This window comes from Pseudomonas sp. GW822-FHT02D10 (assembly GCF_058802345.1).
Genome location: NZ_JBXAOB010000004.1, coordinates 133,527 through 146,429, shown reverse-complemented (window position 1 = coordinate 146,429; position 12,903 = coordinate 133,527). Strand labels below are relative to the sequence as shown.

Below are 12,903 nucleotides of genomic sequence, written 5' to 3'. Positions count from 1 at the left end.
CACCGCCATCGTCGGAACGCCGCCCGGAGCCGGCTCGCTCCCACATGTTGAACGGTATGCAGCCGCGCGAGACTGCTCGGCCATAAGGCCGCCAAAGCCTACAAACAGTCTGAATATGCCGAGATAGAGGGGTCCCCCTCACAAACGGATATTTCCGCGCCCCCCATCAACAACGCTACTCTCAGGGAAATACCGCTGCCAAACCCTCGGGGACTCCATGGATAGAACCACCGTCAAACCACTTCTGCTTGCCCTCACCCTCGCCACCCTCGCCCCATTCGCCCAAGCCGCGACCACCCTGATCTACTGCTCCGAAGCCAGCCCTGCCGGCTTCGACCCGAGCCAGTACACCAGTGGCACGGATTTCGATGCCTCGGCTGAAACCGTGTTCAACCGTCTCACCCAATTCAAACGTGGCGGCACGGAAGTCGAGCCGGGGCTGGCGACGAGTTGGGAGGTCGCCAGCGACGGCCTGACCTACACCTTCCACCTGCGCGACGGGGTGAAGTTTCATACCACCGACTACTTCACCCCGAGCCGCGATTTCAACGCGGACGATGTGCTGTTCACCTTCCAGCGCTTGCTCGACCCCGAGAATGCCTTTCGCAAGGCCTACCCCGCCGAGTCGCCGTACTTCACCGACATGGGCCTGAACACCACGATCAAAAGTGTCGACAAGGTCGACGAGCACACCGTGCGCTTTCGCCTGAACAACATTGATGCCGCATTTGTGCAGAACCTGGCGATGAGCTTCGCATCGATCCAGTCCGCCGAGTATGCCGCGCAGTTGCTCAAGGAAGGCAAAGCTGCCGACCTCAACCAGAAGCCGGTCGGCACCGGGCCATTTGTGTTCAAGCGTTATCAGAAGGACTCGCAGATCCGCTACAGCGCCAACCGCGCCTACTGGAAACCCGAGGACGTGAAACTCGATAACCTGGTTTTCTCGATCACCCCGGACGCCGCCGTACGCCTGCAAAAGCTCAAGACCGGCGAGTGCCAGGTCAGCGGTTACCCGCGCCCGGCCGACATCGAAGTGATGGAACAGGACCCGAACCTGCGGGTACTCAAGCAAGCCGGTTTCAACCTTGGTTTCCTCGCCTACAACGTAACCCACCCGCCGCTGGATCAGCTCAAGGTTCGTCAGGCGCTGGACATGGCGATCGACAAGCCCGCGATCATCAAGGCCGTCTATCAAAGCGCCGGGCAACTGGCGCAGAACGCCCTGCCGCCGGCGCAATGGTCTTATGACCCGAACATCAAGGACGCGCCCTACGACCCGACCAAGGCAAAGGCGCTACTGAAAGAAGCAGGGGTTGCACCCGGTACCACCATCAATTTATGGGCGATGACCGTGCAACGCGCGTCCAATCCGAACGCGCGGATGTCGGCGCAAATGATCCAGCAGGACTGGGCCAAGGTCGGCATCACGGCCAACATCGTCAGCTATGAATGGGGCGAGTACATCAAGCGCGCCAAAAACGGCGAGCACGACGCGATGATCTACGGCTGGACCGGCGACAACGGTGACCCGGATAACTGGCTAGGTGTGCTGTACAGCTGCGCCGCGGTGAAAGGTAGCAATTACGCCAAGTGGTGCGACCCGGCTTACGACACATTGATCCAGCAGGCCAAGGTGTCTACTGACAAGCAGCAGCGGGTCAAACTGTACCAGCAGGCACAGCACATCCTTAAACAGCAGGTGCCCATCACGCCAATTGCGAATTCGACTGTTTTTCAGCCTCTGCGCAAGGAAGTTTCCGACTTCAAGATCAGCCCGTTCGGCCTCACACCGTTCTACGGGGTGGGTATAAATAAGTAACACCGCGCTCCGGCCGGGTGCGACAGGCGCCCTGGCCGCACCTCCATGGTGCGTCGCTTGCACCGAAAAAAACGACCGCAAACGGTCAAATGCGTCAACTTTTATACATATGCGACATTAAGGTACGTTCGTTCCACTGTTTAAGGCTTGTAGCCGTTCGGCATCTTGCATTGGGTATGGGCCCTGCATAAGTATCCGCAGGTCGACTCACGAGGTCGTCCTCTAATTCCAAAAATGACAACAAATCATGAGGCCACCATGCTTAAACACGCGGTCATTCCGTTTTTAGTCGGCGCCAGCTTGTTAGCTAGCGCTCCTTCCGCCTTCGCTGCGACTAACCTGGTGTTTTGCTCCGAAGGGAGCCCGGCCGGTTTCGATCCTGGTCAGTACACCACCGGAACCGACTTCGACGCCTCTGCAGAAACCATGTTCAACCGTTTGAGCCAGTTCGAACGTGGCGGCACCGCCGTTGTTCCTGGCCTGGCCACCAGCTGGGACATTGCCCCGGATGGCCTGACTTACACCTTCCATCTGCGCGATGGGGTGAAGTTCCACACCACGCCGTATTTCACACCGACCCGTAATTTCAACGCCGACGACGTGCTGTTCACCTTCAATCGCATGATTGACAAGGACATGCCGTTCCGTAAGGCCTATCCGACCGAATTCCCGTACTTCACCGACATGGGGATGGACACCAACATCACCAAGGTCGAGAAAGTCGACGACAAAACCGTCAAGTTCACCCTCAAAGAAGTTGATGCCGCGTTCATCCAGAACATGGCCATGAGCTTCGCCTCCATCCAGTCCGCCGAGTACGCCGACAAGCTGCTCAAGGAAGGCAAACCGGGTGACATCAACCAGAAGCCGATCGGCACTGGCCCGTTCGTGTTCAAGAGCTACCAGAAAGACTCCAACATCCGTTACACGGGTAACAAGGACTACTGGAAGCCGGAAGACGTCAAGATCGACAACCTGATCTTCGCCATCACCACCGACCCGTCGGTGCGTATCCAGAAGCTCAAGAAAAACGAATGCCAGGTCACCCTCTTCCCGCGTCCGGCCGACCTCAAGGCCCTGGGTGAAGACAAAGAGCTGAAGCTGCCACACCAGGCCGGTTTCAACCTGGGCTACATCGCCTACAACGTGATGCCGGTGCTCAAAGGCCGTACCGACGCCAACCCGCTGGCCAACCTCAAGGTCCGTGAAGCGCTGGACATGGCGGTGAACAAGCCGCAGATCATCGATTCGGTTTACCAGGGCGCTGGTCAATTGGCGGTCAACGCCATGCCGCCGACCCAATGGTCTTACGACACCACCATCAAGGATGCCAAGTACGATCCTGAGAAAGCCAAGGAACTGCTCAAGGAAGCCGGCATCAAGCCTGGCACCGAGATCACCCTGTGGGCCATGCCGGTTCAGCGTCCGTACAACCCGAACGCCAAGTTGATGGCTGAAATGCTGCAGTCCGACTGGGCCAAGATCGGCCTGAAGGTCAACATCGTCAGCTACGAATGGGGCGAGTACATCAAGCGTTCCAAAGGTGGCGAGAACCAGGCGATGATCATCGGCTGGAGCGGCGACAATGGTGACCCGGACAACTGGCTCGGCACCCTGTTCGGCTGCGATGCCATGAACGGTAACAACTTCTCGAAATGGTGCGACAAGCCTTACGACGCACTGATCAAGCAAGCCAAATCCACCCCGGATGTGGCTAAACGCACCGAGCTGTACAAGCAGGCGCAACACCTCCTCAAAGATGCAGTCCCGATGACACCTATCGCACACTCGACGGTGTATCAACCCATGCGCAACACCGTACAGGACTTCAAGATCAGCCCGTTTGGCTTGAACTCCTTCTACGGCGTCAGCGTCAGCAAGTAAGGTTTTGCAATGGCGACGTCCTTGACGTCGCCATTGCCTTATCTGCCAAGACAGCTGGAAATCGCCTACTTCCCAAACCACTGCGGACTACTGCAGCGGGTTTAGGACGTGTCGCCTTTTCCTACCTGTTTTTCAGCCTCTACGCATTTACCGCCAGACCTTCGACTCATACCGTCGGGGGTACGGTCGTTTTTTCGCTGCGGCCGGCAACTGCTGAACCCATGGCATTGATTCAGTGATACCTGCACGTCCCCGGACGGGACGACGGCTCACTGTTACACCTAAAAAGAGAGGGAGCGTCATGCGCCATACCTTGGTTTTATCCGCATTACTGGGCACCGGTCTGTTGGCCGCCACGTCAATCAGCCAGGCCGCCAACAACAGCCTGGTGTTTTGCTCCGAGGGCAGCCCGGCAGGTTTCGACACCGCGCAGTACACCACTGCGACCGACAACGACGCCGCCGAACCGTTGTATAACCGGCTGGCCGAGTTCGAAAAAGGCGCCACCAGTGTCGTACCGGGGCTGGCCACCCGTTGGGATATTTCCGAGGATGGTCTCAAGTACAGGTTCCACCTGCGCGAAGGGGTGAAATTTCACACCACCAAGTACTTCACGCCGAGCCGCGATTTCAACGCCGACGACGTGTTGTTCACCTTCAATCGCATGCTCGATACCGAGCATCCATTCCGTAAGGCTTACCCGACCGAGTTTCCGTACTTCAACGGGATGAGCCTCAACAAGAACATCGCCAAGGTCGAGAAGACCGGGCCGCTGACCGTGGTCATGACCCTGAACTCGGTAGACGCCGCGTTCATTCAGAACATCGCGATGAGTTTCGCCTCGATTCTCTCCGCCGAATACGCCGACCAGTTGCTCGCATCCGGCAAGCCGAGCGAGATCAACCAGAAGCCGATCGGCACCGGGCCGTTCGTGTTCAAGAGCTACCAGAAAGATTCCAACATCCGTTACACCGGCAACAAACACTACTGGGACCCGAGCCGGGTCAAGCTCGACCAACTGATTTTCGCCATCAACACCGACGCGTCGGTGCGCGTGCAGAAGCTCAAGAAAAACGAATGCCAGGTCACTCTGCACCCACGCCCCGCCGATGTCGAAGCGCTGAAAAACGACCCCACGCTGCAACTCATCGAGAAGCCCGGTTTCAACCTTGGCTACATTGCCTACAACGTACGGCATAAGCCCTTCGACCAGCTCGAAGTGCGCCAGGCGCTGGACATGGCGGTGAACAAGCAAGGGATCCTCAAGGCGGTGTACCAGGGCGCTGGACAACTGGCGGTCAACGCCATGCCACCGACCCAGTGGTCCTACGACGAAACAATCAAAGACGCCGCCTACAACCCGGAAAAAGCCAAGGAATTGCTCAAGGCTGCCGGGGTCAAGGAAGGCACCGAGATCACTCTCTGGGCGATGCCCGTGCAGCGTCCATACAACCCGAACGCCAAGCTGATGGCAGAAATGCTCCAATCGGACTGGGCAAAAATCGGCCTGAAAGTGAAGATTGTCAGCTACGAATGGGGCGAGTACATCAAGCGCACCAAGAATGGCGAGCACGACGTCAGCCTGATCGGCTGGACCGGCGACAACGGGGACCCGGACAACTGGCTGGGCACCCTGTACGGCTGCGACGCGATTGGCGGCAACAACTACTCCATGTGGTGTGACCCGCAATACGACAAGCTGATCAAGCAAGCCAAGATTGTCACCGACCGTGAGCAACGCACGGTGCTCTACAAACAGGCTCAGCAATTGCTCAAGCAGCAAGTGCCGATCACCCCTGTCGCCCACTCGACGGTCAACCAGCCGTTGAGCGCCAAAGTCGAAGGATTCAAGGTCAGCCCCTTCGGCCGTAACGTGTTCTCGGGTGTCAGCATCGACCAATAACTGATTAGCCAGAACCCTGAGGGAGATTTTCGCCCTCACGCAAAGGTGTTGCCTGAATTCGGCAAACAAGCCTCATGCAAACGTTTGCGATGCCTGAATGAGTTCAAAACCAAATAGCCGGATCACAAAAAAAAGACCGGCATTAAAAAAGAAAGAAAGGAGCTTCACCCATGAAACTGAGCAGCACCGCGTTATTGGCCTTGGCCATCAGCAGCGTCACCGCCACGGCTTACGCAGAAACCCAAAGCCAGGATTTCAACCCGGTTACGGTCAAAACCACCAGCGCCCAGTCCGAAGCCACCGGCTTCGTCGAAGGTCAGAAGATCGACGGCAGTACCCGTAACTGGTACGCCAACGAACAACTGCAGCGTGGCGGCAAGTTCACTTACCGCAAAGATGGTGTGGCGACGCCAACCGATCGCCGTATCAACTGGGTTCAGGGCACTATCGTCAATTACAACTCCGGCTTCACTCAGGGCACCGTCGGGATCAGCACCGAAGTGGCTGCCTACAACGCCATCGCACTGGATCGTGATCACAAGGATCTGGCGTCCAACAACGGTGGCGCACCGGGCTCTCGTCCAGGCGCAGGCAACAACCGTACCCTGACCAAAGAAGGTGGCGATGCACAAGACCAGTGGAGCAAGCTGGGCCTGGCCAACGTCAAGGCTCGCGTCTCCAACACCACCCTGACGGCTGGCCGCCAGAACTTCAGCAGCCCGATGGTCGATGTGATCGGTAACCGTGCCCTGCCTTCGAGCTTCGAAGGTCTGGCAATCCACAGCGAAGAGCTGAACAACCTGGCCTTCGACCTGGCCACATTCGATCGCAACTCTCCGCGTACCGAAGAGAGCCAGCGTAAATTCCGCTCCGAATACTCCGACAGCATTATCGAAGTCGATCACGTGAACACCGCGGGTATCACTTACCAGCCGTTCACCAGCGTGAAAACCAGCCTGTGGGCCACCCAGGCCGAGGACATGTGGAACCAGTACTACTTCGGCGCCAACCATGTATTGGGCGACAGTTCGGTGCTGAGCCTGACCAGCGACCTGAACTACTACAAAACCAAGGACACGGGCAAAAGCAAACTCGGCAAGATCGACAACGATGCCTACTCCCTGTCGTTCGGCCTGACCCACCAGGCCCACAGCCTGACGTTCTCCTGGCAGCAAATTGTCGGTGACGAGTACTTCGACTACCTGCACGAAACCAACGGCATCTACCTGGCCAACTCCCTGCTGTCGGACTTCAACGGCCCGAACGAGAAGTCCTTCCAGGTCGCCTATGGTCTGAACATGGCGGAATACGGCGTGCCAGGCCTGAAGTTCAACATCTACCAGGCGCGTGGCTGGGGTATCGACGGTACTCACTACAAAGGCGGCGCCTACAACAGCGTGCTGGCGATGGACGGCGAACACCACTACGAATACGGCATTGGTGCTACGTACGCCGTACAGAGCGGTCCGCTCAAGGCCACCAAGATTCGCGCGACTTACACCGCGCACCGTGCGAGCGAAAACCAGGCTGACGGCAGCCTCAACGAGTTCCGTCTGGTCACCACCGTTCCATTCAACATTCTCTAAACACCAGTCGAGCGGCTGACTCAGTGACGAGTCGGCCGTTCTGCGATTCTGGTCCAACTGATTGCAGAGGGGTTATTGATGAAAATGCTTCCTTTAAAAGCGGCAATTGCCGCCGCGCTGCTGAGTGTCGCTGTCGGCGCCTTGGCCAAACCCTTGGTGGTCTGTACCGAAGCCAGCCCGGAAGGCTTCGATATGGTCCAGTACACGACTGCAGTCACAGCCGATGCGGTGGCCGAAACCATCTTCAACCGTCTGGTTGACTTCAAGCCCGGTACCACTGAAGTCGTTCCGGCATTGGCCGACTCCTGGGAGATCAGCGAGGACGGTCTGACCTACACGTTCCACCTGCGCAAAGGCGTCAAGTTTCACACCACCGATTACTTCAAGCCGACCCGCGACATGAATGCCGACGACGTGGTCTGGAGTTTCCAGCGTCAGCTGGACCCGAACCATCCGTGGCACACCAAGTCGAGCGTGGGCTTCCCGTACTTTGAAAGCATGGGCTTCAAGGAGCTGCTCAAAAGTGTTGAGAAGGTCGACGACAACACGGTCAAATTCAGCCTGACCCGCCGTGAAGCGCCGTTCCTCGCGGACATCGCCATGGCCTTCTCCTCGATCTACTCCGCCGAGTACGCCGACCAGTTGCTCAAGGCCGACAAGACCGGCGACCTGAACAACAAACCGGTAGGTACCGGCCCGTTCATCTTCCAGCGTTACGCCAAGGATGCTCAGGTCCGCTTCAAGGCCAACCCGGAATACTTCCGTGGCAAGCCGCCGGCTGACGCGCTGATTCTGGCCATCGCCACCGACAACAACGTACGCTTGCAAAAACTCAAGGCCAACGAGTGCCAGGTTGCGCTGTACCCTAAGCCCGATGACATTCCGAGCATCAAGAAAGACACCAACCTGAGCGTCGATGAACTGGATGCGATGACCGTCTCGTACATCGCCATGAACACCACCCACAAGTACATGAGCGACGTGCGGGTACGTAAAGCCATCGATATCGCGTTCGACAAGGAAGCCTATGTCAACGCGCTGTTTGGCAAAGGCAATGCCTCGGTGGCGGTGAACCCGTACCCACCGACCCTGCTGGGTTACAACAAGACCCTGCAAAACCCGAAACGTGACCTGGACAAGGCTCGCGCCCTGCTCAAGGAAGCCGGCGTGCCGGAAGGCACCGCGTTTACCCTGTTCACCCGTAACGGTGGCGGCCAGACCAACCCGAACCCGATGCTCGGCGCACAGATGATGCAATCGGACCTGGCCAAGGTCGGGATCAAGCTCGACATTCGCGTCATGGAGTGGGGCGAAATGCTCAAACGCGCGAAAAACGGTGAACACGATATGGTGTCTGCCGGATGGGCAGGCGATAACGGCGACCCGGATAACTTCCTGACGCCTATGCTCAGTTGCGAGGCGGCAAAAAACGGCGAAAACTACGCCCGCTGGTGCAATGAGAAGTTCCAGACGCTGATCGATGACGCCCGGGCTAAAGTAAACCCGGCCGAACGCTCAGCGCTCTATGAACAGGCCCAGGAGGTTTTCAATCAGGACCAGCCATGGATCAGCATGGCGCACACCAAAATGTTTACGGCCATGCGCAAGAACGTCGAGGGCTATCACATTAGCCCCCTGACCACTAACAACTTCGCTACCACCCAAGTGAAGTAGATAAGAAAACACCCGGCAACGTTGACCCCAACGCTGCCGGGAACGCCTAACCGGCTGATGAGGTACACCAGAAGATGTTTAGTTTTATTGCCCGCCGATTGGGATTATTGATCCCCACGTTCTTCGGCATCACCTTGCTGACTTTCGCGTTGATTCGCATGATTCCCGGCGACCCCGTGGAAGTCATGATGGGAGAACGTCGGGTCGATCCCGAAATGCATGCTCAGGCAATGGAACGCCTTGGTCTGAACAAACCGCTGTATGCCCAATACCTGGACTACATCGGCAAACTGGCCCACGGTGACCTGGGTGAATCCCTGCGGACCCGTGAAAGCGTATGGAGCGAGTTCACCTCGCTGTTCCCGGCAACCCTGGAACTGTCCTCGGCGGCCCTGCTGTTCGCCGGCGTTCTCGGCCTGTTGGCCGGGGTGATCGCGGCGCTGAAGCGAGGATCGCTGTTCGACCATGGAGTCATGGGCATCTCCCTTGCGGGGTATTCGATGCCGATCTTCTGGTGGGGTCTGATCCTCATCATGTTCTTCTCGGTTTCCCTGGGCTTGACCCCGGTGTCCGGGCGGATCGACCTGCTTTACGACATCGAGCCAAGAACCGGCTTCATGCTCATCGACACCCTGCTGGCCAATGACACCGGCGCGTTCTTCGACGCCCTGCACCACCTGATTCTTCCGGCCATCGTGCTCGGTACCATTCCTTTGGCGGTGATCGCCCGGATGACCCGTTCGTCGATGCTCGAAGTCCTGCGTGAGGATTACATCCGCACCGCCCGGGCCAAAGGCCTGTCGCCGTCGCGCGTGGTGTTCGTTCACGGCCTGCGCAACGCCTTGATCCCGGTACTGACCGTGGTCGGCCTGCAAGTCGGCACATTGCTGGCCGGTGCGGTTCTGACCGAAACCATCTTCTCCTGGCCCGGTATCGGCAAATGGCTGATCGAAGCCATTGGCGCCCGGGACTACCCAGTGGTGCAAAACGGAATTCTGTTAATCGCCTGCCTGGTGATTCTGGTCAACTTTGTAGTGGATATTCTTTATGGCTTCGCAAACCCACGCATCCGTCACCAGCGCTGAGACCCTACGCATGAGTACTCCAACGACCTCCGTAGCAGTCGACCAAAGCCTGCTTTATCCATCCCCGTACAAAGAGTTCTGGCAAGCCTTCTCCAAGAACAAGGGCGCCGTCGCCGGCCTGTTCTTCATGCTGCTGGTTATTTTTTGCGCGATCTTCGCCCCGTGGGTGGCTCCCCATAACCCGAGCGAGCAGTTCCGCGACTTCCTGCTGACCCCGCCAGCCTGGCTGGCAAATGGGCAGATGCAGTACCTGCTCGGCACCGATGAACTGGGTCGTGACCTGCTGTCGCGCCTGATCCATGGTTCGCGCCTGTCCTTGATGATCGGCTTGTCGTCGGTGGTCATGTCGCTGATTCCAGGGATCCTGCTGGGGCTGTTCGCCGGATTCTTCCCGCGCCTGCTTGGCCCGACCATCATGCGTCTGATGGACATCATGCTGGCCCTGCCGTCCTTGCTGCTGGCTGTGGCGATCGTCGCCATCCTCGGCCCTGGCCTGATCAACACCGTGATCGCCATCGCTATCGTGTCCCTGCCGTCCTATGTTCGTCTGACCCGCGCTGCGGTGATGGGCGAACTGAACCGCGACTACGTGACCGCCGCGCGCCTGGCCGGTGCCGGTCTGCCACGTCTGATGTTCATCACCGTGCTACCGAACTGCATGGCGCCGCTGATCGTTCAGGCGACCCTGAGTTTCTCCTCGGCGATTCTCGATGCCGCGGCACTGGGCTTCCTCGGCCTTGGCGTACAACCGCCAACCCCTGAGTGGGGCACCATGCTGGCTTCGGCTCGCGACTACATCGAACGCGCCTGGTGGGTCGTCAGCCTGCCGGGTTTGACCATTTTGCTCAGCGTGCTGGCAATCAACTTGATGGGCGACGGCCTGCGCGATGCGCTGGACCCGAAACTCAAGAACGCCGCCTGAGGAGATTCAAATGTCACTGTTAGAAATCAAGAATCTCAACGTTCGCTTCGGCGACAAGAACGCCGTTCCGGTGGTCGATGGCCTCGACATTTCCGTGGACAAGGGTGAGGTCCTGGCCATCGTTGGCGAGTCGGGGTCCGGCAAGTCCGTGACCATGATGGCGCTGATGGGCCTGATCGAACATCCGGGGATCGTCACCGCCGACGCCCTGAATTTCGACGGCAAGAACATGCTCAAGCTCAGCAACCGTCAGCGTCGGCAAATCGTCGGCAAAGACCTGGCCATGGTCTTCCAGGACCCGATGACCGCACTGAACCCGAGCTACACCGTCGGTTTCCAGATCGAAGAAGTGCTGCGTCTGCACCTGAAAATGTCCAGCAAGGCCGCCCGCAAGCGCGCCATCGAGTTGCTGGAAAAAGTCGAAATCCCGGGCGCCGCGAGCCGTATGGATGCCTACCCGCACCAACTGTCCGGCGGTATGAGCCAACGTGTGGCGATTGCCATGGCGATTGCCGGCGAACCGAAACTGCTGATCGCCGACGAACCGACCACCGCGCTGGACGTGACGATCCAGGCGCAGATCATGGACCTGCTGCTGGCGCTGCAAAAAGAGCAGAACATGGGCCTGGTGCTGATCACCCACGACCTCGCCGTGGTGGCCGAAACCGCTCAGCGCGTGTGCGTGATGTACGCCGGCCAGGCGGTAGAAGTCGGTCAGGTGCCGCAGTTGTTCGACATTCCGGCGCACCCGTACAGCGAAGCGCTGCTCAAGGCCATTCCCGAACACAGCCTGGGCTCCTCGCGTCTGGCCACGCTGCCGGGCATCGTTCCCGGCCGTTATGACCGTCCGCAAGGCTGCCTGCTGTCGCCGCGCTGCCCGTACGTGCAGGACAGCTGCCGTCAACAACGTCCAGGCCTGGACCCGAAAAGCAACAGCCTCGCCCGCTGCTTCTATCCTTTGAATCAGGAGGTGGCGTAATGGCCGTCGTTCTCACCGCCCGTGACCTGACCCGTCACTACGAAGTCTCCCGCGGCCTGTTCAAAGGCACCGCGCTGGTACGCGCACTCAACGGCGTGTCGTTCGAACTCGAAGCCGGCAAGACCCTCGCTGTTGTAGGCGAATCCGGCTGCGGAAAATCGACCCTGGCCCGCGCCCTGACGCTGATCGAGGAGCCGTCTTCCGGCTCGTTGAAAATCGCCGGGCAAGAAGTGACCGGTGCCAACAAGGCCGAACGCAAACAGCTGCGCAAAGACGTGCAGATGGTGTTTCAGAGCCCTTACGCCTCGTTGAACCCACGGCAGAAAATCGGCGATCAGCTTGCAGAGCCACTATTGATCAACACCAAGCTTTCCGCAGCTGAACGCCGTGAAAAAGTCCAGGCGATGATGAAGCAGGTTGGCTTGCGTCCTGAGCACTATCAGCGTTATCCACACATGTTCTCGGGTGGTCAGCGCCAGCGGATTGCGCTGGCGCGCGCCATGATGCTGCAACCCAAAGTGCTGGTCGCGGACGAACCGACCTCGGCGCTGGACGTGTCGATCCAGGCTCAGGTGCTCAACCTGTTCATGGACCTTCAACAAGAGTTCAACACCGCCTACGTGTTCATCTCCCACAACCTGGCAGTGGTGCGTCACGTCGCCGATCAGGTGTTGGTGATGTACCTCGGCCGTCCGGTGGAAATGGGCCCGAAAGAAGACATCTACACCCGTCCTCTGCACCCGTACACCCAGGCCCTGCTGTCGGCCACACCGACGATCCACCCGGACCCGACCAAGCCGAAAATCAAGATCGTCGGCGAACTGCCAAACCCGCTGAACCCGCCGTCCGGCTGCGCTTTCCACAAGCGCTGCCCGTACGCCACCGAACTGTGCAGCAAAGAAGAGCCGGCCCTGCGCCAGCTCGACAGCCGCCAGGTGGCCTGCCATTACGCCGAGCAATTCGTCGACGGCGCAGCATAAAAAATGTGGGAGAGGGCTTGCTCACTCCCACAGGGATTGTGTTGCACACAGAGTTAAAGCGTTGACCAAAC

At 58.7% G+C, this 12,903-nt stretch carries 9 protein-coding genes; all 9 read left to right on the top strand.

Annotated features, from left to right (window positions below; all coding sequences use genetic code 11):
* Positions 1-217: 217 nt before the first annotated feature.
* The 9 genes from AC1RPZ_RS08560 (at position 218) to AC1RPZ_RS08520 (ending at position 12,832) form a co-directional block, all read left to right on the top strand.
* Positions 218-1,819, top strand: a complete 1,602-nt coding sequence (locus AC1RPZ_RS08560) for an ABC transporter substrate-binding protein (protein ID WP_493136608.1) — start codon at positions 218-220, stop codon at positions 1,817-1,819.
* A gap of 258 nt (positions 1,820-2,077) precedes the next feature.
* Complete coding sequence (locus tag AC1RPZ_RS08555; protein ID WP_493136606.1) at positions 2,078-3,703, top strand: ABC transporter substrate-binding protein; 1,626 nt, start codon at positions 2,078-2,080, stop codon at positions 3,701-3,703.
* A 301-nt stretch (positions 3,704-4,004) separates the two neighbouring features.
* Positions 4,005-5,606 carry an ABC transporter substrate-binding protein gene (locus AC1RPZ_RS08550; RefSeq protein ID WP_493136604.1) on the top strand — a complete coding sequence of 534 codons (1,602 nt, stop codon included), beginning with the start codon at positions 4,005-4,007 and terminating at the stop codon, positions 5,604-5,606.
* 170 nt (positions 5,607-5,776) lie between these two features.
* Entirely contained in the window at positions 5,777-7,192 is a 1,416-nt protein-coding gene (locus AC1RPZ_RS08545; RefSeq protein ID WP_493136603.1) for an OprD family porin, read from the top strand.
* 78 nt (positions 7,193-7,270) lie between these two features.
* Positions 7,271-8,866 (top strand): ABC transporter substrate-binding protein, encoded by a 1,596-nt coding sequence (locus AC1RPZ_RS08540; protein WP_493136601.1) that lies wholly within the window; start codon positions 7,271-7,273, stop codon positions 8,864-8,866.
* 74 nt (positions 8,867-8,940) lie between these two features.
* Complete coding sequence (locus AC1RPZ_RS08535; RefSeq protein ID WP_493136599.1) at positions 8,941-9,951, top strand: ABC transporter permease subunit; 1,011 nt, start codon at positions 8,941-8,943, stop codon at positions 9,949-9,951.
* A gap of 10 nt (positions 9,952-9,961) precedes the next feature.
* A complete protein-coding gene (locus tag AC1RPZ_RS08530; protein WP_493136597.1) occupies positions 9,962-10,873 on the top strand; it encodes an ABC transporter permease subunit in 912 nt (303 codons plus the stop codon).
* A 10-nt stretch (positions 10,874-10,883) separates the two neighbouring features.
* Positions 10,884-11,852 (top strand): ABC transporter ATP-binding protein, encoded by a 969-nt coding sequence (locus tag AC1RPZ_RS08525; protein ID WP_071551842.1) that lies wholly within the window; start codon positions 10,884-10,886, stop codon positions 11,850-11,852.
* The gene (locus tag AC1RPZ_RS08520) at positions 11,852-12,832 is read left to right on the top strand and encodes a peptide ABC transporter ATP-binding protein (protein WP_493136595.1); all 981 of its coding nucleotides are present in this window, start codon (positions 11,852-11,854) and stop codon (positions 12,830-12,832) included. The genes AC1RPZ_RS08525 and AC1RPZ_RS08520 overlap by 1 nt, the downstream gene beginning before the upstream one ends.
* Positions 12,833-12,903 lie beyond the last annotated feature (71 nt).